At 60.1% G+C, this 20,822-nt stretch carries 20 protein-coding genes; 17 read left to right on the top strand and 3 right to left on the bottom strand.

What is annotated here, in order from left to right; all coding sequences use genetic code 11:
- Positions 1-202 precede the first annotated feature (202 nt).
- The 11 genes from tcyJ (at position 203) to FGE05_RS15420 (ending at position 11,155) form a co-directional block, all read left to right on the top strand.
- On the top strand, positions 203-1,003 hold the full coding sequence (gene tcyJ / locus FGE05_RS15470) for a cystine ABC transporter substrate-binding protein (RefSeq protein ID WP_139646249.1): 801 nt from the start codon (positions 203-205) through the stop codon (positions 1,001-1,003).
- Complete coding sequence (tcyL, locus tag FGE05_RS15465) at positions 1,003-1,668, top strand: cystine ABC transporter permease (RefSeq protein WP_139646248.1); 666 nt, start codon at positions 1,003-1,005, stop codon at positions 1,666-1,668. Before tcyJ ends, tcyL begins: the two co-directional genes overlap by 1 nt.
- A gap of 3 nt (positions 1,669-1,671) precedes the next feature.
- Complete coding sequence (gene tcyN / locus FGE05_RS15460; RefSeq protein WP_139646246.1) at positions 1,672-2,433, top strand: L-cystine ABC transporter ATP-binding protein TcyN; 762 nt, start codon at positions 1,672-1,674, stop codon at positions 2,431-2,433.
- A gap of 465 nt (positions 2,434-2,898) precedes the next feature.
- On the top strand, positions 2,899-3,669 hold the full coding sequence (locus tag FGE05_RS15455; protein WP_139646244.1) for a hypothetical protein: 771 nt from the start codon (positions 2,899-2,901) through the stop codon (positions 3,667-3,669).
- Positions 3,670-4,003: 334 nt separating this feature from the next.
- Positions 4,004-5,245: an SfnB family sulfur acquisition oxidoreductase gene (locus FGE05_RS15450; RefSeq protein ID WP_139646243.1), complete on the top strand. Its 1,242-nt coding sequence runs from the start codon at positions 4,004-4,006 to the stop codon at positions 5,243-5,245.
- Between the two features lie 23 nt (positions 5,246-5,268).
- Positions 5,269-6,462 carry an SfnB family sulfur acquisition oxidoreductase gene (locus FGE05_RS15445; RefSeq protein ID WP_139646240.1) on the top strand — a complete coding sequence of 398 codons (1,194 nt, stop codon included), beginning with the start codon at positions 5,269-5,271 and terminating at the stop codon, positions 6,460-6,462.
- Positions 6,462-7,820 carry an LLM class flavin-dependent oxidoreductase gene (locus FGE05_RS15440; RefSeq protein ID WP_139646238.1) on the top strand — a complete coding sequence of 453 codons (1,359 nt, stop codon included), beginning with the start codon at positions 6,462-6,464 and terminating at the stop codon, positions 7,818-7,820. The genes FGE05_RS15445 and FGE05_RS15440 overlap by 1 nt, the downstream gene beginning before the upstream one ends.
- An 87-nt stretch (positions 7,821-7,907) precedes the next feature.
- Complete coding sequence (locus FGE05_RS15435; protein WP_139646236.1) at positions 7,908-8,717, top strand: MetQ/NlpA family ABC transporter substrate-binding protein; 810 nt, start codon at positions 7,908-7,910, stop codon at positions 8,715-8,717.
- A 2-nt stretch (positions 8,718-8,719) separates the two neighbouring features.
- Positions 8,720-9,838: a methionine ABC transporter ATP-binding protein gene (locus FGE05_RS15430; RefSeq protein ID WP_139646234.1), complete on the top strand. Its 1,119-nt coding sequence runs from the start codon at positions 8,720-8,722 to the stop codon at positions 9,836-9,838.
- A complete protein-coding gene (locus FGE05_RS15425) occupies positions 9,828-10,472 on the top strand; it encodes a methionine ABC transporter permease (protein WP_041020983.1) in 645 nt (214 codons plus the stop codon). Before FGE05_RS15430 ends, FGE05_RS15425 begins: the two co-directional genes overlap by 11 nt.
- Positions 10,473-10,528: 56 nt before the next feature.
- Entirely contained in the window at positions 10,529-11,155 is a 627-nt protein-coding gene (locus FGE05_RS15420; RefSeq protein WP_139646232.1) for a bifunctional 2-polyprenyl-6-hydroxyphenol methylase/3-demethylubiquinol 3-O-methyltransferase UbiG, read from the top strand.
- A gap of 177 nt (positions 11,156-11,332) precedes the next feature.
- On the opposite strand, the gene FGE05_RS15415 is transcribed toward FGE05_RS15420, so the two are convergent.
- Positions 11,333-11,899, bottom strand: a complete 567-nt coding sequence (locus FGE05_RS15415) for a transporter substrate-binding domain-containing protein (protein ID WP_139646230.1) — start codon at positions 11,897-11,899, stop codon at positions 11,333-11,335.
- A 133-nt stretch (positions 11,900-12,032) separates the two neighbouring features.
- Here FGE05_RS15415 and FGE05_RS15410 point away from each other — a divergent pair, with 133 nt between their 5' ends.
- Positions 12,033-12,455 (top strand): DUF4399 domain-containing protein, encoded by a 423-nt coding sequence (locus FGE05_RS15410; RefSeq protein ID WP_139646228.1) that lies wholly within the window; start codon positions 12,033-12,035, stop codon positions 12,453-12,455.
- A gap of 146 nt (positions 12,456-12,601) precedes the next feature.
- Here FGE05_RS15410 and serA read toward each other — a convergent pair whose 3' ends face one another.
- A complete protein-coding gene (serA, locus tag FGE05_RS15405) occupies positions 12,602-13,831 on the bottom strand; it encodes a phosphoglycerate dehydrogenase (protein ID WP_139646226.1) in 1,230 nt (409 codons plus the stop codon).
- 201 nt (positions 13,832-14,032) lie between these two features.
- Here serA and FGE05_RS15395 point away from each other — a divergent pair, with 201 nt between their 5' ends.
- The 4 genes from FGE05_RS15395 (at position 14,033) to FGE05_RS15380 (ending at position 18,325) form a co-directional block, all read left to right on the top strand.
- On the top strand, positions 14,033-15,427 hold the full coding sequence (locus tag FGE05_RS15395; RefSeq protein ID WP_139646224.1) for an FAD-binding oxidoreductase: 1,395 nt from the start codon (positions 14,033-14,035) through the stop codon (positions 15,425-15,427).
- Between the two features lie 40 nt (positions 15,428-15,467).
- Positions 15,468-16,133 carry a fumarylacetoacetate hydrolase family protein gene (locus FGE05_RS15390; RefSeq protein WP_139646221.1) on the top strand — a complete coding sequence of 222 codons (666 nt, stop codon included), beginning with the start codon at positions 15,468-15,470 and terminating at the stop codon, positions 16,131-16,133.
- Between the two features lie 231 nt (positions 16,134-16,364).
- Positions 16,365-17,297, top strand: coding sequence for an SdiA-regulated domain-containing protein (locus FGE05_RS15385; RefSeq protein WP_139646219.1), 933 nt, complete (start codon positions 16,365-16,367; stop codon positions 17,295-17,297).
- Between the two features lie 116 nt (positions 17,298-17,413).
- On the top strand, positions 17,414-18,325 hold the full coding sequence (locus tag FGE05_RS15380) for an SdiA-regulated domain-containing protein (RefSeq protein WP_139646217.1): 912 nt from the start codon (positions 17,414-17,416) through the stop codon (positions 18,323-18,325).
- Between the two features lie 150 nt (positions 18,326-18,475).
- Here the strand turns inward: FGE05_RS15380 and rpiA are convergent, their stop codons facing one another.
- The gene (gene rpiA, locus FGE05_RS15375; protein ID WP_053193096.1) at positions 18,476-19,150 is read right to left on the bottom strand and encodes a ribose-5-phosphate isomerase RpiA; all 675 of its coding nucleotides are present in this window, start codon (positions 19,148-19,150) and stop codon (positions 18,476-18,478) included.
- 137 nt (positions 19,151-19,287) lie between these two features.
- On the opposite strand from rpiA, the gene ilvA reads away from it, so the two are divergent.
- Positions 19,288-20,802: a threonine ammonia-lyase, biosynthetic gene (ilvA, locus tag FGE05_RS15370; RefSeq protein ID WP_139646215.1), complete on the top strand. Its 1,515-nt coding sequence runs from the start codon at positions 19,288-19,290 to the stop codon at positions 20,800-20,802.
- Positions 20,803-20,822 lie beyond the last annotated feature (20 nt).

Raw genomic sequence — 20,822 nt, 5'->3', positions numbered from 1 at the left:
CACAGGAACAATTCCATTTGGGAATATTTGGATGATTTAATATTATTTTCCAATCTATTAAAGCCATCCTATAGTCGTGCCCGCTGGCCTATTTGCCACGCGACGCACATGCCGCTTTAAGGCAGGATGTGGCAGTCTTCCAGATCACGGCTACACCTTCTAATCCAATTTACGTCTTCATAAGAAAACACAGGGGCTTGTCATGAATTTTTCCGCATTACGTCGCAACCTGTTGATCGGTTCGCTGGGCCTGGCATTGAGCGCCGGCCTGCTGGGGCAAGCAGTTGCGGGTGAGCAGCTGCAAAAAATCAAGGATGCGGGCGTGATCAACGTCGGCCTGGAAGGCACCTATCCACCGTTCAGCTTCGTCGATGCCGACGGCAAACTGGCCGGTTTCGAAGTGGAGTTTTCCGAGGCCCTGGCCAAGGAACTGGGCGTGAAGGTGAAGCTGCAAGCCACTAAATGGGATGGCATCCTGGCTGCGCTGGAATCCCAGCGTCTGGACGCGGTGATCAACCAGGTCACCATTTCCGAAGAGCGCAAGAAGAAGTACGACTTCTCCGAGCCCTACACCGTCTCTGGCATCCAGGCGCTGGTACTGAAGAAGAACGAAGAAAAACTCAACATCAAGGCGGCCGCCGACCTGGCTGGCAAGAAAGTCGGTGTAGGCCTGGGCACCAACTACGAACAGTGGCTCAAGGACAACGTGCCCCAGGCGGACATCCGTACCTACGAGGATGATCCGACCAAGTACCAGGACCTGCGTATCGGCCGTATCGACGCCATTCTGGTGGACCGCCTGGCCGCCTTCGAACTGGCGAAAAAAGCCCCGGACACGGCCGTTGCTGGCGATGCCTTTTCCCGTCAGGAAGCCGGTGTAACCCTGCGTAAAGGCGAACCCGAGCTGCTGGCGGCGGTGAACAAGGCCATCGATAAGCTGCGCGCCGACGGCACCTTGAAGAAGCTGTCCGAGAAATACTTCAACGCTGACGTCACTCAATAATGGAAGCAAAGCTCCAACTCGTCCTCAGTTCCACGCCCTTTTTGCTGCAGGGCGTGTACTTCACGGTCATCCTGAGCCTGGGCGGAATGTTCTTCGGCTTCCTGCTCGGGTTTGGCCTGGCCTTGATGCGCTTGTCGCGCTTCAAACTGGTGAACTGGTTCGCCCGGGTCTACGTCTCGTTCTTCCGCGGCACGCCGTTGCTGGTCCAATTGTTCATGATGTATTACGGCCTGCCACAAGTGGGCATCGAACTGGACCCGATACCCGCAGCGCTGATCGGCCTCTCGTTGAACATGGCCGCCTACATCTGTGAAACCCTGCGGGCCGCCATCAGTTCCATCGAGCGCGGCCAGTGGGAGGCGGCTGCCAGCATCGGCATGACCCGCGTGCAGACTTTGCGTCGGGCTATCCTGCCGCAAGCCATGCGCACGGCCCTGCCGCCCTTGGGCAACAGCTTCACTTCACTGGTCAAGGACACCTCGCTGGCAGCCACCATCCAGGTGCCTGAACTGCTCCGCCAGGCGCAGTTGGTTTCCGCGCGGACCTTCGAAATTTTCGCCATGTACCTGTCCGCCGCGTTGATCTACTGGATTCTTGTCAGCGCCCTGGCACATGTGCAAAACCGTCTGGAAGCGCGGGTCAACCGGCATGAGCAGGAGTCTTGAAGCATGATCATGGTTGAAAAGCTGACCAAACAATTCAAGGGTCAGACGGTGCTCAACGGTATCGATCTGCAGGTCGAGGAAGGCGAGGTCGTCGCAATCATCGGCCCCAGCGGCTCGGGCAAGACCACCTTCCTGCGCTGCCTGAACTTCCTCGAAGAACCCAGCAGCGGCCGGATCAAGGTCGGTGACATCGAAATCGATGGCAGCCGCCCGTTGAACCAGCAACAAGGCCTGGTGCGTCGTCTGCGCCAGCAGGTGGGCTTTGTGTTCCAGAACTTCAATCTGTTTCCCCATCGCACGGCTCTGGAAAATGTCATCGAGGGCCCGCTGGTGGTGAAGAAGACCCCACGTGCCGACGCTGAAACCCTGGGCCGCAAACTGTTGGCCAAGGTGGGCCTGGCCGGCAAGGAGGACGCCTATCCACGTCGCCTGTCCGGCGGTCAGCAACAACGGGTGGCGATTGCCCGGGCGTTGGCGATGGAGCCGCAAGTGATCCTGTTCGACGAACCGACCTCGGCGCTGGACCCTGAACTGGTCGGAGAAGTCCTGGCGACCATTCGCGGCCTGGCCGAAGAGAAACGCACCATGGTCATCGTGACCCACGAAATGAGCTTTGCTCGTGACGTGGCGAACCGCGTGGTGTTTTTCGACAAGGGCGTGATCGTCGAACAAGGTGAAGCCAAGGCCATGTTCGCAACGCCCAAGGAAGAACGCACCCGGCAGTTCCTCAGCAAGTTTCTCTCAGCCAGTCCCGGCGCACAGTAACTTATCGACGCAAGCTTACTTCCAGGGATGGAAGGAGCTGTCGACTTGAAGACAACCTCACCGCTTGAAACCCGTTAAGCATCTTCAATTATCTGACGTGCGGTATATACCTACCTCTCGCAACACTTCCCTTCGCGCTAAGCTCTCTGCCAGTTCATGCCCTACAAACCTTCCGCTCGGCTCTCAAATCGAGGTAAAAGGCGATTTGCGCTGTGTATTTTTAACATCAACACGTAGGACATTTCTGAAGAACTTAACAGTCCATTGTTAAGCAAGCGCCTCTATTGACACTGAAACTATCGACCCCGTATCTAGTTGACCAGCAGGCGACGCACATTATTTTAGTTGTACGCAGCGGAGAACCACAGAAACAGCATTCAAGACTGCGCAATAAAATAGTCGCGTATATCAACGCCTTTGCTCTTTCCGAAACGGACTTCGTTTGTCAGCATCAAGGAGAACACCATGACATGTACGTCAACTATCCCGGAACTTGCCGCCCCTGCCCTGGCCAATGCCTGCCGTAGCGGTATCAACATCACTGGTGCCGCCCGCCTGGAAGTGCTCGTCGCCCCTTATCCCGGCATGGACGCGGGCGATCTGATCGAACTGTTCTGGGACAACTGCTACGTCGGCTCACGTCTGCTGACTGAGGCGGACACGCAAGCCAGTGTCACGTTGCGAGTACCGGAGAGTTTCATCGTCAACGGGACTTCGCGCATCCATTATCGTGTGATGCGGGTCGGGCGCGGGCCGGCGCTGTCGGCAACGCATCGGGTACAGGTCAAGCTCGATTGCCCCGGCGGCCAGCCGTCAGCCCTGAGTGGCGATGAAAACCAGGGGCTGGCACCGGTGCGTATTCCGGAGCCCATTCGTCGCCAGGGGGTGAACCCGAGCCAGATCAAACGCGGCGTCCCGCTGACCATCGAGCCCTACCTGAACATGGCCGTCGACGATGCGATCACCTTGCGCTGGGGCGATGTGCGTATGGACCTGCCTCGGATCAAATCCAGCGAAGTGGGCCAACCGGTCAATGTCTGGGTGCCACCGGAGATCATCCTGGAGGCGGGAGAAGACCTGCGCCTGGAAGTGACCTACTGCATCCTCGATCGAGTGGGCAACAACTCCCACTGGGCGCCGCCCCGAACACTGACGATCGGTTGTGCCAGGTCCTATTTGAAAACCCAACCGAAAGAGCCCCTCCAGGCCGCCGAACCGCGGCGTAAAAGGCCTTGATACAACAGGTTCCGGGTGAGGACATTTTTCTGTGGCGAGGGGAATTTTTCCCCGCTGGGCTGCGAAGCCGCCGCAAGACTTTAAGGGTTGCTTCGCAACCCAGCGGGGCGGTGCGACGTTTCGCTAAATCCCCTCGCCACAAAATCACCCGGCGAAAGATCTCTATCTATATTCCTAAACGTTAGTTCAAAAATAATTTACATCCGTTTAGGGTATATAAACCGGACCACCGGACATTCCTGATTTTCTTGAGATGTGAGGTGGGTATGGTACGCAACACAATCACCCGGGCGCAGAACGCCCAGGCACTGCCAACAGCCATGGAGCGGCTGTGATGTCTGGTCTGGCGCAAGCGAAGCTCCAGAGCGATCAGGACGTCGCCCCCCCGTTGTTGCCCGCCCAGGTGCTGCGCAACGATGCCGAGGCGATCCAGGCCGCACGAGAGTTGGCACAGGTTGCCCGCCAGCAGGCCGCACGACGGGATCAACAGCGCAAGCTGCCCTGGTCGGAAATCGAGCAGTTCACCCGCAGCGGGCTCGGCAGTATCGCAGTCCCACGGGAATATGGTGGGCCGCAAGTCTCGTTCGTGACCCTTGCCGAGGTCTTCTCGATCATTTCCGCCGCCGACCCGGCCCTCGGACAGATTCCGCAGAACCAGTTTGGCGTGCTCCAACTGATTCTTGGCATGGGCACCGAACGGCAGAAAGAAATCCTTCTGAACAGCGTGCTCGAAGGTTGGCGCATTGGCAACGCGGGGCCGGAACGCGGGACTCGCAACACCCTGGAGCTCAAGGCACGAATCAGCGCCGACAGCCATGGCTTTCTCATCAACGGCCAGAAGTTCTATTCCACCGGCGCACTGTTCGCCCACTGGGTTGCGGTCAAGGCGCTGGACGACGAGGGCCGGCAGGTGCTGGCCTTCGTGCGACGCGGCACACCGGGCCTGCGCATCGTCGACGACTGGTCGGGTTTTGGTCAGCGCACCACGGCCAGTGGCACCGTGCTGCTGAACAACGTGCGGGTCGACGCCGAACTGGTGCTGGACAACTGGCGCATCAACGAGACGCCAAACGTGCAAGGCGCTATCTCGCAATTGATCCAGGCCGCCATTGACGCAGGCATTGCCCGTGGCGCTATCGACGACGCCATTGCATTCGTCCGCGAACGTTCCCGGCCCTGGATCGATGCCAAGGTCGAGCGGGCCAGCGATGACCCGTACGTCATCGCCGATATCGGCAGACTGAAAATCGACCTGCACGCCACCGAAGCACTGTTGCGCAAGGCCGGCCAAGTGCTGGACCAGGTCAATGCCGCGCCAATTACCGCGCAATCCGCCGCCCGGGCTTCGATCGCCGTGGCCGAGGCCAAGGTGCTGAGCACCGAAATTGCCCTGCAAGCCAGCGAAAAACTGTTCGAGCTGGCCGGCAGCCGCGCGACCCTCGCCGAATTCAACCTCGACCGTCATTGGCGCAATGCACGCGTCCATACCCTGCACGACCCGGTGCGCTGGAAGTATCACGCAGTGGGCGCCTATTACTTGAACGGCACTTTGCCGGCCCGGCATTCCTGGATCTGACCACCCGACTTCTGGAGCAGCACATGACGCTTTCCCAACACGTCGCGGTGATCACCAGCGACGAACAAGCCCTGATTGTCGCCAGCGACCTGGCCGATGACTTCAAACGCGACAGCGCCCTGCGCGACCTCGAACGTCGCCTGCCGCACCCGGAGCTAGAAGCCTTTTCCCGCTCCGGCCTGTGGGGCATCAGCGTGCCCAAGGCCTATGGCGGCGCGGGCGTTTCCAACGTCACGCTGGCCAAAGTCATTGCATTGATTGCCGAGGCCGACGGCTCTCTCGGGCAGATTCCGCAAAATCATTTCCATGCCCTGGAGGTGCTGCGGGTCAATGGCAGCGATGCACAGAAGCAACGCCTGTATGGCGAGGTCCTGGCCGGCCAGCGGTTTGGCAATGCCTTGGCGGAACTGGGCACCAAGACCGCCCATCACCGCACCACCCAACTGCGCCGCGACGGCGACGGCTATCGCATCAACGGTCGCAAGTTCTACGCCACCGGTGCGCTCTATGCCCAGCGCATCCCCACGTCAGTGGTGGATGAAAACGGTGTCCAGCAACTGGCCTTCGTCCCGCGCAACAGCGAAGGTCTGACGGTGATCGACGATTGGAGCGGCTTCGGACAGCGCACCACCGGCAGCGGTTCGGTGGTGTTCGAAAACGTGTATGTCTCGGCCGAAGACGTCCTGCCCCTGCAGAGCGCCTTCGAGCGGCCGACGCCGGTGGGGCCACTGGCGCAGATTCTTCATGCCGCCATCGACACCGGTATTGCCCGCGCAGCCTATGAAGATGCCCTGCAGTTTGTCCGGAGCAAAACCCGGCCATGGATCGACGCCACCCATGACGTCGCCACCGAAGACCCCCACACGCTCAAGAGTTTTGGCCAACTGAGCAGCCGCCTGCATGCCGCCGAAGCGCTACTGGAAAGGGCCGGGGAATTTCTCGACCGGGCCCAGGCCGACACCAACGCCGAAACGGTCGCAGCCGCGTCGATTGCCGTGGCCGAAGCCCGCGCCATCAGCACCGAAATTTCCCTGGCCACCGGCAGCACGCTGTTCGAGCTGGCCGGTAGTCAGGCGACCCTGGCGGAGCATGGCCTGGACCGCCATTGGCGCAACGCACGGGTGCATACGCTGCATGACCCGGTGCGCTGGAAATACCACGCGGTGGGCAACTTCTATCTCAACGACGAGAAGCCGCCGCTGCGGGGGACCATCTGATGGCACCCGGCAAGAAAAAAATCCTGCTCAATGCGTTCAACATGAACTGCATCGGGCACATCAATCACGGACTGTGGACGCATCCCCAGGACACCTCTACCCAGTACAACACCCTCGAATACTGGACCGGACTGGCGCAACTGCTGGAACGCGGGCTGTTCGACGGGTTGTTCATCGCCGATATCGTCGGGGTCTACGACGTGTATCAACAATCGGTGGACGTCACGCTGAAGGAGTCGATTCAGCTACCGGTCAACGATCCGTTGCTGTTGGTCAGCGCGATGGCCGCCGTTACGAAAAACCTGGGCTTCGGCCTCACCGCCAACCTGACCTACGAGCCGCCCTACCTGTTCGCCCGCCGCATGAGCACCCTCGACCATCTGAGCCGTGGCCGGGTCGGCTGGAACATCGTTACCGGCTACCTGGAAAGCGCCGCCAAGGCCATGGGCCTGACTGCGCAGGTCGAACATGACCGCCGCTACGACCAGGCCGACGAATACCTGCAAGTGCTCTACAAGCTGTGGGAAGGCAGTTGGGAAGATGACGCGGTACTCAACGACCGCGAACAGCGGATCTACGCCCGACCGGAAAAAGTCCACAAGGTCCGCCACCGGGGCGAGTTCTATCAGGTCGAGGGTTACCACCTCTGCGAACCTTCACCCCAGCGTACACCGGTGCTGTTCCAGGCCGGCAGCTCGGAGCGCGGATTGCAGTTCGCCGGGAGCCACGCCGAGTGCGTGTTCATCAGCGGGCAGAACAAAGCGGCGACCAGGCATCAGGTGGACAAGGTGCGCGCCAGCGCCGTCCAGGACGGACGCAAGCCCGAGGACATCAAGGTGTTCATGGGCTTGAACGTGATTGTCGGCGAGACCGAGGCAGCCGCCTGGACCAAGCACGCCGAGTACCTGAGCTACGCCAGCGCCGAGGCCGGGGTCGCACATTTCTCCGCGTCGACGGGCATCGATTTTTCCGAGTACACACTGGACGAGCCGATCCAGTACGTGAAGAACAATGCCATCCAGTCCGCCACCCGGATTCTGCAGAACAACGACTGGACCCGGCGCAGGCTACTGGAACAACACGCCCTGGGCGGCCGCTACATCACGCTGGTCGGCTCGGCCGAGCAGGTGGCCGACGAGCTGGAATCGTGGATGGCCGAAACCGGTCTCGACGGTTTCAACCTGACCCGCATCGTCACGCCGCAAAGCTATGTGGACTTCATCGACCTGGTGATCCCCGAACTGCAGCGACGCGGGTCGTACAAGACGGAATACGACAGCGGCACCCTGCGGGAAAAGCTGTTCCATGCAGGAGCCCATTTGCCCGAACGACACACCGGCTCGCACTACCGACACTGACCTGCCAGACCAAGGCAAACCTTGGTGAGGGAACGGCTCCCTCGCCACAAGGACCTGCGACTATTCATCAATGACTGGAATACCTACATGACAAAGCAACGCCTGACCCTGCCAGTCAAAACACTGGCCCTGCTTCTCAGTCTGTTCAGCTCGACACTGTTTGCCGCCGACGCGCCGCTGAAAATCGGTACCACCGCCGCATTCGCCATCCCCCTGGAGGCCGCCGTGGACGAAGCGTCCAAACAAGGCCTGAAGGTCGAGTTGGTGGAGTTCAGCGACTGGATCGCACCGAACGTCAGCCTCGCCTCCGGCGATATCGACGTGAACTATTTCCAGCACATCCCGTTCCTGGAAAATGCCAAGGCCGCCGCCGGGTTCGACCTGGTGCCGTTCGCACCGGGAATCATCAACAACGTCGGCCTCTACTCGAAGAAATACAAAAGCTTCGACGAACTGCCCGAGGGTGCTAGCGTCGCCATTGCCAATGATCCGATCAACAGCGGGCGCGGCTTGCAACTGCTGGCCAAGGCCGGGTTGATCACGCTCAAGCCGGGAGTGGGCTACAAGGCCACCGAGGATGACATCGTCGCCAACCCGAAGAAGCTCCGGATCCTGCAGGTCGAAGCCGTGCAACTGGTGCGCGCCTATGAAGACGCCGACCTGGTGCAGGGATACCCCGCCTACATTCGCCTGGCGAACACCTTCGACGCCACCTCCGCGTTGCTGTTCGACGGCCTCGATCACAAGGAATACGTCATCCAGTTCGTGATCCAGCCCAAGAGCAAGAATGACCCGCGGCTGATCAAGTTCGTCGACATCTATCAACACTCTCCTGCGGTGCGGGCAGCCCTGGACAAGGCCCATGGCAAGCTCTATCAGGCCGGTTGGGAGGGCTGACCATGAGCGTCGCCAATGCCCTTCCCAGACCAGAAGCCACCTTGCCCCTCAGCGCCACGCACACCGAGCTGCATCCAGAGTTCAACCGCGCCCACGTACGTTTCATCGGCGTGGGCAAGACCTACAACGGCGCCCGGGTAGCGGCTCTGCAGGGCATCGACCTGGCGATCCAGCATGGCGAAGTGTTCGGCATCATCGGCCGCAGCGGCGCCGGCAAGTCATCATTGATCCGTACCATCAACCGCCTGGAACAACCCAGCAGCGGACGGGTGCTGATCGATCAGGTCGACATCGGCGGATTCGATGAAGATCGCCTGGTGGAATTGCGCCGACGCATCGGCATGATCTTCCAGCATTTCAACCTGATGTCGGCCAAGACCGTATGGCAAAACGTCGAATTACCGCTGAAGGTCGCCGGCGTACCCAAGGCACAGCGCCAGCGCAAAGTCCGCGAACTGCTGGAACTGGTCGGCCTGCAAGACAAGCACAAGGCTTATCCGGCGCAGCTCTCGGGTGGCCAGAAGCAACGCGTCGGGATCGCCCGGGCGCTGGTGCACGACCCACAGATCTTGCTGTGCGACGAGGCCACCTCGGCCCTGGACCCGGAGACCACCCAATCGATTCTCGGCCTGCTGCGCCAGATCAATCAGCGGCTGGGCCTGACCATCGTGTTGATCACCCATGAAATGGCGGTGATCCGTGAAGTCTGCGACCGCGTGGTGGTGCTCGAACAAGGGCGGATCGTTGAACAGGGGCCGGTCTGGGAGGTGTTCGGCAATCCGCGGCATGAGGTCAGCCGGACATTGTTGGCGCCGTTGCAACAGGCCTTGCCGGAGGAATTGCAAAGCCGTTTGCAGACACAGCCACCATCGGCGGATGCAGCCGCGGTGCTGCGCTTGCAATTCACTGGTACGGGGCGGGAGGAGCCGGATCTCGCGGCGTTATTCAGTGCCTTGGGCGGACGGGTACGACTGCTGCATGGAGGCATCGAACGGATTCAGGGTCATGGACTGGGACAATTGTTGCTGGCGGTCAGCGGCTCGTCCTGGGGCGTCGAGGAACTGCGACAGCGCGCCGGCAATTGGGCGCAACAGGTGGAGGTACTGGGCTATGTGGTTTGATCGGTTGCTGCAGGGTTTCATCGACACACTGCTGATGGTGGGCGTGTCGTCGCTGATCGCGTTACCAACCGGCATCGCGCTGGCGGTGATTCTGGTCACCAGCGGCAAGGGCGGGATCTACGAAGCGCCCACGCTGAACCGCGCCCTTGGCGCGTTCGTGAATCTGTTCCGTTCGATACCGTTCCTGATCCTCATGGTGGCGCTGATCCCGTTCACGCGACTGATCGTCGGTACCACCTACGGCGTGTGGGCAGCCGTGGTGCCGTTGACCATCGCCGCCACACCGTTCTTCGCCCGCATCGCCGAAGTCAGCCTGCGAGAAGTCGACCACGGCTTGATCGAAGCCGCCCAGGCCATGGGTTGCCGACGCTGGCATATCGTCTGGCACGTGCTGTTGCCAGAAGCGCTGCCGGGTATCGTGGGTGGTTTTACCATCACGTTGGTGACCATGATCAATTCCTCAGCCATGGCCGGAGCCATCGGCGCCGGCGGCCTGGGGGACATTGCCTATCGTTATGGTTACCAGCGCTTCGACAGCCAGATCATGCTCACCGTGATCGTGCTGCTGGTAGCACTGGTGGCGCTGATTCAATTGGGCGGTGATCGGTTGGCGCGAGGGCTGAACAGGCGTTGAGTGGATGCTGTGACGATGGGGTATAGTCGGCCTTCGCTCCCCACTCAAGCCTCGCCATGAAACACTCCTCCGACGACCTCAACGCCATCACCACCACGACCCTGGGCCATTACGACTCGGTCGCCGAGAGCTTTCGCGACGGCACTCGTGATCACGACGTCAGCCAGAACATCGATGCGCTGTTGCGGCATATCCACGGCCCGGCACCGCTTCACATTCTCGATTTCGGTTGCGGCCCGGGAAGGGATCTGCAGACCTTCACCCGCATGGGGCACATTGCGGTGGGGCTCGATGGCTCACAGGAATTCGCCCGGATGGCTCGCCAGGACAGCGGCTGCGAAGTCTGGCAACAGGATTTCCTGCGACTGGACCTGCCAAGCGAGCGTTTCGACGGGATCTTCGCCAACGCCGTGCTGTTTCATATCCCGACCCAGGAATTGCCGCGGGTGCTCAAGCAACTGCATGCCACCCTCAAGCCTGGTGGCGTGCTGTTCAGCTCCAATCCCCGGGGCGAGAACCAGGAAGGCTGGAGCGGCCAGCGCTTCGGCGCCTACCACGACCTCGAGGCCTGGCGCACGCAGCTCATCGCAGCCGGTTTTGTGGAGCTGGAACACTACTATCGGCCGACGGGACTGCCCCGGGAGCAGCAGCCATGGCTGGCGAGTGTCTGGCGCAAGTCTTAAGGCCCACAGCCCCCCTGTGGCGAGGGGATTTATCCCCGCTGGGGTGCGAAGCAGCCCTAAAAGCTAATGCCTCGAACTGTCAGGTTGATCGGTTTCGGTAGTATGGGGGGCGCTTCGCACCCCAGCGGGGATAAATCCCCTCGCCACAAAGACCGCGCCTGACTCTTTAATAACCTGTCACTGCTGCTTACCCAACCACTTCTGCGACAACTGCTCCAGCCTCCCATCATCCTTGATACGCGCCAGGGCGTTGTCCACGCTGGCCTTGAACGCCGGGTTGCCCTTCTGGAACGGAATCACCAGGCTCGGTGCCGGACCGCTCTTTTCTTCCGGTTGGAAAGACTGCGCCATCATGAGCGGGCGCGGTGTGTCCTCCTTCTTCGCCAACAATTGCGCATCCGGGTGGCTGTAAGCGGCACTGGTGTCGAAACGTTCCGCCAGTTCCGGGGTCATTGCTATGTGGTTGATGGCGACGTCGTACTTGCCGCTTTCCACGCCGCTCAGCAGATCCGCGGCATCGGTGACCACAAAGTCGGCGCGTACATCGAGTTCATTGGCCAGCATCTGGCCCAGTTCCACTTCGAAACCGGTGAGCTTGCCGTCTTCCTTGAAGTTGAAGGGGGCGGCATTGGCTTCGAGGGCGATGCGCAGTTCGCCACGGTCGTTGATGTCGTCGATCAGTTCGGCATGGGCCAAAGGGCTCAAGAGGGGTAGCAGGCAGATCAGGCCAGGCAGGAAACGCATGGTCACTCCTTGGTATTTGTACAAGCGACGCTCGTTTCAGGCTCGCTTTGCTATGGTTGTTGCAGGCTTCGACAACGATTGGTCATGAAGTTGTCACGACCAATAGGATTTCGCGGAAAAACTGGAGAAAAAAATGAAAAGCTTTATGTCACGTGTATTTTTAGCAGGCCTGTTGCTGGGAACGTCGATGCTGGCGGCAGCAACGCCTGCGCCTGAAGGCGCAAAAGTATTTATCGTGTCCCCAGCCGATGGCGCCACCGTCTCCCAGGAATTCAAGGTCAGGTTCGGCGTCGAGGGCATTGCGCTGGCGCCGGTGGGTAATACGACAAAAAACACCGGACATCACCACCTGCTGATCGACGTCGACAAACTGCCTGCCGCCGGTACGGCGATACCGGTCGATGCCAACCACATGCACTTCGGCAAGGCGCAGACCGAAGCCACCATCAAGCTGGCGCCCGGCAAGCACACCTTGCAGCTGGAGCTGGGCGACTTCAGCCATGTACCGTTCGATCCGCCGATTGTCTCCGAAAAGATCACCGTAAACGTGAAATAAACGTGATTGGCTGACAGTAAATAACCTCTGTGGGAGCGAGCAGGCTCGCTCCCACAGGTTTATGTCAGCCATAAAAAACGGGAGTCCTTATGGACTCCCGTTTTTTCATTACATGCCACTTGAAGCTAACAGCTCGCCACTGCTCTTTAGAACAACACGCGGGACCGGATGGTGCCCTTGATGTGCTGCAGCTTCTCTTGCGCCAGGTCCGAGTATTCGGCGTCGACGTCGATCACGACGTAGCCGACTTTCTCGTTGGTCTGCAGGAACTGACCGGAAATGTTGATGCCGTTTTCCGCGAAGACCTTGTTGATCTCGCTCATCACACCCGGGATGTTTTCGTGGATGTGCAGCAGGCGGTGTTTGCCAGGGTGCGCCGGCAAGGCCACTTCCGGGAAGTTCACGGACGATACCGAAGTACCGTTGTCGCTGTACTTGACCAGTTTTTCCGCCACTTCCAGACCGATGTTGGCCTGGGCTTCAGCCGTGGAACCGCCGATGTGCGGGGTCAGGATCACGTTGTCCAGGCCACGCAGCGGGCTTTCGAAGATATCGTCGTTGGAGCGCGGCTCCACCGGGAACACGTCGATGGCAGCGCCGATCAGGTGCTTGTCCTTGATCGCGTCGGCCAGGGCGTCGAGCTTGACCACCGTACCGCGGGCGGCGTTGATCAGGATCCCGCCCTTCTTGATGGCGCGGATTTCTTTCTCGCCGATCATCCACTGGGTCGCTGCGGTTTCCGGCACGTGCAGGGTCACGATGTCGGACATGCCCAGCAACTCATGCAGATCGTTGACCTGGGTGGCGTTGCCCAGTGGCAGCTTGGTCACGGTGTCGTAGAAGAACACCTGCATCCCCAAGCCTTCGGCCAGGACCGACAACTGGGTGCCGATCGAGCCATAACCGACGATACCCAGCTTCTTGCCACGGATTTCGAAGGAGTTGGCCGCGCTCTTGATCCAGCCGCCACGGTGGCAGGAAGCGTTTTTCTCGGGGATGCCGCGCAACAGCAGGATGGCTTCGGCCAGCACCAGTTCGGCAACGGAACGGGTGTTGGAGTACGGTGCGTTGAACACCGCGATACCGCGCTCGCGAGCCGCGTCGAGGTCAACCTGGTTGGTGCCGATGCAGAAACAGCCGACCGCCACCAGTTTCTTGGCGTGGTCAAAGATCTCTTCGGTCAATTGAGTGCGGGAGCGAATGCCGATGAAATGAGCATCGGCGATCTTTTCCTTGAGCTGGGCTTCCGGCAGAGAACTGGTGATGTACTCGATACTGGTATAGCCCGCCGACTTGAGGACGTCGACAGCCGATTGGTGGACGCCTTCGAGGAGAAGGAACCTGATCTTGCTCTTATCGAGAGAAGTCTTGCTCATCTGCGTAAACCTGTGTCCCGGAAAAAATGGCAGGGAATCGGACCGCGCATGCTGGCCCGACCGGCGTGATGGCCGTCGCCGCAGAACGACCTTCGGCACTGTTCTACGGGGGCGGTATGCTAGCATATGCGACCTGCAAACACTCATTCTGCGACATGAAGCGTTCTCAGGGTGACCATGAATTGTTCGAGAGTTTTGTCGATGACCCATTCTGCCCTGATAGAAGAGCTCAAGACCCTCGTCGAGCCTGGCAAGGTCCTGACCGATGCCGACTCCCTGCAAGCCTATGGCAGGGATTGGACGCGACACTTCGCCCCGGCGCCGAGCGCCATCGTCTTCCCAAAGACCATCGAACAGGTCCAGGCCATCGTGCGCTGGGCCAATGAACGCAGGGTTGCCCTGGTGCCATCGGGCGGGCGCACCGGGCTTTCCGCCGCAGCCGTGGCGGCCAACGGCGAAGTGGTCGTGTCATTCGACTACATGAACCGGATTCTCGAGGTGAACCTCACCGACCGCACCGCCGTCTGCCAGCCGGGCGTGATCACCGAGCAGCTACAGAACAAGGCCGCAGAGCATGGGCTGTACTACCCGGTGGACTTCGCTTCGGCCGGTTCCAGCCAGATTGGCGGCAATATCGGCACCAATGCCGGCGGGATCAAGGTGATTCGCTATGGCATGACCCGTAACTGGGTAGCCGGGATGAAAGTCGTCACCGGTAAGGGCGACCTGCTGGAACTGAACAAGGACCTGATCAAGAACGCCACCGGCTATGACCTGCGGCAACTGTTCATCGGCGCCGAAGGCACCCTCGGTTTCGTGGTCGAGGCCACCATGCGCCTGGATCGGGCGCCGAAAAATCTCACGGCGATGGTGCTCGGCACGCCGGACTTCGATTCGATCATGCCAGTGCTCCACGCCTTCCAGGGAAAACTCGACCTGACGGCCTTCGAGTTTTTCTCCGACAAGGCCTTGGCCAAGATCATGGGCCGTGGCGACGTACCCGCGCCCTTCGAAACCGACTGCCCGTTCTACGCCCTGCTGGAATTCGAAGCCACCACCGAAGCAGTCGCCAATCAGGCCCTGGAAACCTTCGAGCATTGCGTGGAGCAAGGCTGGGTATTGGATGGCGTGATGAGCCAGAGCGAAACCCAGCTGCAGAATCTGTGGAAACTGCGTGAGTACATCTCCGAAACCATCTCCCACTGGACGCCGTACAAGAACGACATCTCGGTAACCGTCTCGAAAGTCCCGGAGTTTCTCAAGGAAATCGACGCGATCGTCGGCAAACACTACCCGGACTTCGAAGTGGTCTGGTACGGCCACATCGGCGACGGCAACTTGCACCTGAATATCCTCAAGCCGGACAACCTGGGCAAGGATGAGTTCTTCGCTAAATGTGCGACCGTGAACAAATGGGTTTTCGAAATCGTCGAGAAGTACAACGGCTCGATTTCGGCGGAACACGGCGTGGGCATGACCAAGCGCGACTACTTGACCTATAGTCGCTCACCGGTGGAAATCGAATACATGAAAGCCATCAAGGCCACATTCGACCCGAACGGCATCATGAACCCAGGCAAAATTTTCGCGGTGTGATGCAAAACACCCGATGAGTTTCAGAAAACAGGAGTCGGTAATGAGCTATCAGCACCAGTATGTCGACGGTACCCGCATCCACTTCCCGGTCGGAAAAGTGGTGTGCATTGGGCGTAACTACGCCGAACATGCAAAGGAACTGGATAACCCGGTGCCCACCGAACCCTTGCTGTTCATCAAGCCCGGCAGTTGCGTGGTACCGCTGGAAGGCAGTTTCAGTATTCCCGTGGAGCGGGGCTCGGTGCATTACGAAGCGGAAATCGCCGTACTGATCGGCAAGCCGCTGTCGACCCGGCCAAGCGTCGAAGAAGTGCTCGATGCCATTTCCGGCTTCGCCCCGGCCCTGGACCTGACCCTTCGGGACAAGCAGGCCGAGCTCAAGGCCAAGGGCCTGCCATGGGAAATTGCCAAGTCATTCGACGGCGCGGCCGTGATTGCGCCCTTCGTATCGAACGCCACCTTTACCGATCTGGCCGATATCCCCGTTCGCCTGACCATCAACGGTGAAGTGCGCCAGGACGGCAACAGCAGCCTGATGCTCAACCCCATTGTGCCGATGATCCAATACATGGCCGGCTGCTTCTCGCTACAGGCCGGCGACGTGATCCTCACCGGCACCCCGGCGGGCGTCGGGCCGCTGAATGTGGGGGATGAGCTGGTGCTGGAGCTGCCGGGCGCGAGCCGTTTCGAAAGCACCGTTTGCTGACAGCTGCGTCATCTCCTTTCTGTGGGAGCGAGCCTGCTCGCGATCGCGGTCTGCCTGCAACATTGATGTTGCCTGACACACCGCGATCGCGAGCAGGCTCGCTCCCACAAGGGTTTGAAGGCATCCACCCCACGATTTACCGTTTTTTTCACATGCCATCCGGATAATCCCGGCGAATGTGGCATCTGAACCAGCCATTCCCCTGCCCGAATTCCTGGAACGCAATCATCGATGGCCAAGACCCCAGCATTGCCCCACGCCGCCTCCGTCCGCCGCTCCCGCTTTGCCCTGCCCTGGTATGTCTGGTCGCTGTTGGCGCTGGCTGCCGCTTATGGATTGGCGTTTGCGATGCATTGGGACGACCGGGGTCTGCTTTGGGTCAAGGAGCATTTTCAAAGCCCGGCTCAACGTCAGGAAAGCGTCTGGCTACCCGATTACACCGCTGTGATCGACGCCAAGCCGCTCCCTGGCATGGAGAAGGATGAAGCGTCCGATGTGACCTACAACCCACAGACCAAGACCTTGTTTGCCGTCATGGGAAAGAATCCGCTCCTGGTGGAGCTGACGTTACAGGGTGATGTGCTTCGCAAGATACCTTTGGTGGGCTGGAGTAACCCTGAAGGCGTCTCCTTCATGGAGAACGGTCTCCTGGCCATCACCGATGAGCGAAGCCACACACTGTCGATTGTCCACGTCGATGCCGATACCCGAGAATTGAAAGAGAGCGATTTCCCTCACTACGACCTTGGCCCTTCAAAGAACCAGAACAAGGGGTTCGAAGCGGTTGTCTGGGACCCACGCAACCAGCAACTGGTACTGGGCGAGGAACGGCCGCCAGCATTGTTCACCTGGAAAAGCGACGGCACCCCGGTGCTCAAGGGTGACAAACAGATCCATACCAGCGATGAACTGGACCTGCGCAACCTCTCGGCCCTGGCGATCGACCCCCGAACCGGTCACATGCTGGTACTTTCGGCCGATTCTCATCTTTTGCTGGAGCTTGATGAAAAAGGCCAGCAAGTCAGTTTCATGACCTTACTGGGCGACTTCAACGGGCTGAAGAACACCATCCCGCGCGCCGAAGGCGTCACCATGGATGAAGCTGGCAACGTGTACATGGTCAGCGAGCCGAACCTGTTCTATCGTTTCGAGAAACAACGCTGACAGAGCAACTCTGTAAGGCAGTTCCTCCTTCGCTGTAGGGTGTGGCACACGGCCATTAAGCTTCAGTTCAGGCAGTCGTGGTATTTCCAACCACCTGTTCTTACCCGAGCCCACCCATGCGTCGACTTGCCCGCCCCAAACCCTTGATCCTGATGCTACTGGCAATCGCTCTGATCGTGCTGATCGCGGCGGGTCAGTACCTGCGCCTGTTCGAACGGGCCTGGTTCAACCTCAATACCCTCTGGCAACCCACCAACGAGCAGGCCATCGCCCTGGACCAGTACCGGGTCACGATGGAGGCCCTGGTAATCGAAGGTCTCGACGACGTGTCGGCGCTGACGTTCGATCCAGTACGCAAGAGCCTGTTCACCGTCACCAACAAGAATGCCGAACTGATCGAAGTGTCACTGGACGGCAAGATCCTGCGCCGCGTGGCCTTGATCGGTTTCGGTGATCCGGAAGCGGTGGAGTTCATCAGCGAGGACATCTACGTCATCAGCGACGAGCGCCAGCAGCGGCTGATCAAGATTCACCTGGACGAAGACACCCGGTTCCTCGACGCGGCCGACGCCGAACAAATGACCCTCGGCGTGCACATGAGCAAGAACAAAGGGTTCGAAGGGCTGGCCTACGACTCAGTAGGCAAGCGGCTGTTCGTAGCAAAGGAACGCGATCCGATGCTGATTTATGAAGTGCAGGGCTTTCCCCATCACAATTCGGAAAAGTCTTACACAGTCCACGTCATCAACAACCCCAAGCGCGATGCCGGACTGTTCGTGCGGGACCTGTCGAGCCTGCAATACGATGAGCGCAGCGGCCATTTACTGGCGCTGTCCGATGAGTCGCGACTGATCATCGAGCTGGGTATCGACGGGAAGCCCCTGAGCACACTGTCCTTGAGCAAAGGCCGTCAGGGATTGCAAAAAAATGTCCCCCAGGCCGAAGGCATCGCCATGGACGATGACGGCACTCTGTACCTGGTGAGCGAGCCGAACCTGTTCTACGTGTTCAAGAAAGCGCAGCCTTGAACCAGGCCTGCCATGAATCCATGTGGGAGCGAGCCTGCTCGCGATAGCGATTCACCCGTCACATCAGCGTTGAATGTGAAACCGCTATCGCGAGCAGGCTCGCTCCCACAGGGGCCCGGCTTCGATCAGAAGACCGGGCTTTTTCCCTGTTTACTCGGCCCGCAGGGTCTTCACCCCTTCCGCCGTGCCCAGCAGCAGCACATCCGCCGGACGGGCAGCGAACAAACCATTGGTGACCACGCCAACGATGGCGTTGATCTGGCTTTCCAGCTCCGCCGGATTGGTGATCTGCAGGTTATGCACATCCAGGATGATGTTGCCGTTATCGGTCAGCACACCCTCGCGATACACCGGATCGCCGCCCAGCTTCACCAACTGGCGGGCCACGTGGCTGCGAGCCATCGGAATAACCTCGACCGGGAGCGGGAACGCACCAAGCACCGGCACCAGTTTGCTGGCGTCGGCGATGCAGATGAAGGTCTTGGCCACCGCCGCGACGATCTTCTCGCGGGTCAGGGCCGCGCCGCCGCCCTTGATCAGGTTCAGGTGCGCGTCGCTTTCGTCGGCGCCGTCGATGTAGAACTCCAGGTCGCTCACGGTGTTGAGCTCATACACCGGGATCCCATGGCCCTTGAGCCGCGCAGCAGTGGCTTCGGAGCTGGCAACCGCCCCGTCGAAGGCGCCCTTGTGCTGCGCCAGCGCGTCGATGAAGCAGTTGGCCGTGGAGCCGGTGCCGACCCCGACGATGCTCTTGTCATCCAGTTTCGGGAGGATGAGGTCGACGGCGGCCTGGGCCACGGCCTGTTTGAGTTGATCCTGGGTCATGCGGGCTCCGAAAACGGGCAGGGAGTAAAGAGGGACGCGAGTATAACCCAACAAAACCTCGGGATTCGTGTGGTCGCCCGGCCAAAAGCCGGGTTAGACTCCTTGACCCTGCCCAACCCGCCCAGTGATGCTTTCCGATGCTTGAACAGTACGTCAAAAAGATCCTCACCTCGCGCGTCTACGACGTCGCCGTAGAAACCCCGCTGCAGAACGCTCGCCAGCTTTCCGAGCGACTGGGCAACAGCATCTGGCTCAAGCGCGAAGACTTGCAGCCGGTGTTCTCGTTCAAGATTCGCGGGGCCTACAACAAGCTGACCCAGCTCAGCGATGAAGAGCGTTCACGCGGCGTGGTCACGGCGTCGGCGGGCAACCATGCCCAGGGCCTGGCCCTGGCCGCCAAGGTCCTGGGTGTGAAAGCCACCATCGTGATGCCCAAGACCACCCCGGAAATCAAGGTTGAAGGCGTGCGCTCCCGTGGCGGCAAAGTGGTGTTGCACGGCGACTCGTTCCCCGAGGCCCTGGCCTACTCGCTGAAACTGGTCGACGAAAAGGGTTACGTCTATATCCATCCCTACGACGATCCCCACACCATTGCCGGGCAGGGCACGGTGGCGATGGAAATCCTGCGTCAACATCCGGGGCGCCTGGACGCGATTTTCGTTCCGGTGGGCGGTGGCGGGCTGATTGCCGGGATCGCGGCCTACGTGAAATACCTGCGCCCCGAAATCAAGGTCATCGGTGTCGAACCCGACGACTCCAACTGCCTGCAGGCCGCCATGGCCGCTGGCGAGCGGGTGGTGTTGCCGACCGTCGGCCTGTTTGCCGACGGCGTCGCCGTGGCGCAGATCGGCCAGCACACCTTTGATATCTGCAAGCATCACGTGGATGAAGTCATCACCGTCAGCACCGACGAGATCTGCGCGGCAATCAAGGATATCTACGACGATACCCGCTCGATCACCGAACCTGCAGGCGCGCTGGGCGTAGCCGGGATCAAGAAATACGTCGAGTCACGCGGCATCAGCGGCCAGACCCTGGTCGCCATCGACTCCGGTGCCAACGTCAACTTCGACCGCCTGCGCCACGTGGCCGAGCGCGCCGAACTGGGCGAAGGCCGCGAAGCAATCATCGCGGTGACCATTCCCGAGCAACCAGGCAGCTTCAAGGCCTTCTGCGAAGCCGTGGGCAAGCGTCAGATCACCGAATTCAACTACCGCTACAACACCGGCAGCGAGGCGCACATCTTCGTGGGCGTGCAGACGCACCCGGAGAACGACCCACGCAGCACGCTGATCGCCAGCCTGACCGAGCAAGGTTTTCCGGTACTGGACCTGACTGACAACGAACTGGCCAAGCTGCATATCCGCCACATGGTCGGCGGGCATGCGGCCCACGTCATCGACGAGGTGGTGCTTCGCTTCGAATTCCCTGAGCGTCCGGGCGCGCTGTTCAACTTTCTCAACAAGCTGGGCGGACGCTGGAATATTTCGATGTTCCACTATCGCAACCATGGCGCGGCGGACGGCCGTGTGGTCGCCGGCTTGCAGGTGCCCCACGACGAGCGCCACCTGGTGCCGGCAGCCCTGGAGGAGATCGGCTACCCGTATTGGGATGAAAGCGATAACCCGGCATACCAGTTGTTCCTGGGTTAACAAAGCCAAGCTAGGCTGTT

The sequence above is a fragment of the Pseudomonas sp. ICMP22404 genome (genome assembly GCF_006227205.1).
Taxonomy (GTDB): Bacteria; Pseudomonadota; Gammaproteobacteria; order Pseudomonadales; family Pseudomonadaceae; genus Aquipseudomonas.
This window is presented reverse-complemented; position numbering and strand designations above follow the sequence as displayed.

What these genes read in the sequence shown, in the direction of transcription:
- FGE05_RS15440 (WP_139646238.1), top strand. Translation starts at nt 6,462, where the DNA reads ATGGCACCCGGCAAGAAAAAAATCCTGCTCAATGCGTTCAACATGAAC.
- FGE05_RS15380 (WP_139646217.1), top strand. Translation starts at nt 17,414, where the DNA reads ATGCGTCGACTTGCCCGCCCCAAACCCTTGATCCTGATGCTACTGGCA.
- rpiA (WP_053193096.1), bottom strand. Translation starts at nt 19,150, where the DNA reads ATGACCCAGGATCAACTCAAACAGGCCGTGGCCCAGGCCGCCGTCGAC.
- FGE05_RS15390 (WP_139646221.1), top strand. Translation starts at nt 15,468, where the DNA reads ATGAGCTATCAGCACCAGTATGTCGACGGTACCCGCATCCACTTCCCG.
- FGE05_RS15395 (WP_139646224.1), top strand. Translation starts at nt 14,033, where the DNA reads ATGACCCATTCTGCCCTGATAGAAGAGCTCAAGACCCTCGTCGAGCCT.
- tcyL (WP_139646248.1), top strand. Translation starts at nt 1,003, where the DNA reads ATGGAAGCAAAGCTCCAACTCGTCCTCAGTTCCACGCCCTTTTTGCTG.
- tcyN (WP_139646246.1), top strand. Translation starts at nt 1,672, where the DNA reads ATGATCATGGTTGAAAAGCTGACCAAACAATTCAAGGGTCAGACGGTG.
- ilvA (WP_139646215.1), top strand. Translation starts at nt 19,288, where the DNA reads ATGCTTGAACAGTACGTCAAAAAGATCCTCACCTCGCGCGTCTACGAC.
- FGE05_RS15435 (WP_139646236.1), top strand. Translation starts at nt 7,908, where the DNA reads ATGACAAAGCAACGCCTGACCCTGCCAGTCAAAACACTGGCCCTGCTT.
- FGE05_RS15385 (WP_139646219.1), top strand. Translation starts at nt 16,365, where the DNA reads ATGGCCAAGACCCCAGCATTGCCCCACGCCGCCTCCGTCCGCCGCTCC.
- FGE05_RS15410 (WP_139646228.1), top strand. Translation starts at nt 12,033, where the DNA reads ATGAAAAGCTTTATGTCACGTGTATTTTTAGCAGGCCTGTTGCTGGGA.
- FGE05_RS15455 (WP_139646244.1), top strand. Translation starts at nt 2,899, where the DNA reads ATGACATGTACGTCAACTATCCCGGAACTTGCCGCCCCTGCCCTGGCC.
- FGE05_RS15425 (WP_041020983.1), top strand. Translation starts at nt 9,828, where the DNA reads ATGTGGTTTGATCGGTTGCTGCAGGGTTTCATCGACACACTGCTGATG.
- FGE05_RS15450 (WP_139646243.1), top strand. Translation starts at nt 4,004, where the DNA reads ATGTCTGGTCTGGCGCAAGCGAAGCTCCAGAGCGATCAGGACGTCGCC.
- serA (WP_139646226.1), bottom strand. Translation starts at nt 13,831, where the DNA reads ATGAGCAAGACTTCTCTCGATAAGAGCAAGATCAGGTTCCTTCTCCTC.
- FGE05_RS15420 (WP_139646232.1), top strand. Translation starts at nt 10,529, where the DNA reads ATGAAACACTCCTCCGACGACCTCAACGCCATCACCACCACGACCCTG.
- FGE05_RS15430 (WP_139646234.1), top strand. Translation starts at nt 8,720, where the DNA reads ATGAGCGTCGCCAATGCCCTTCCCAGACCAGAAGCCACCTTGCCCCTC.
- tcyJ (WP_139646249.1), top strand. Translation starts at nt 203, where the DNA reads ATGAATTTTTCCGCATTACGTCGCAACCTGTTGATCGGTTCGCTGGGC.
- FGE05_RS15415 (WP_139646230.1), bottom strand. Translation starts at nt 11,899, where the DNA reads ATGCGTTTCCTGCCTGGCCTGATCTGCCTGCTACCCCTCTTGAGCCCT.
- FGE05_RS15445 (WP_139646240.1), top strand. Translation starts at nt 5,269, where the DNA reads ATGACGCTTTCCCAACACGTCGCGGTGATCACCAGCGACGAACAAGCC.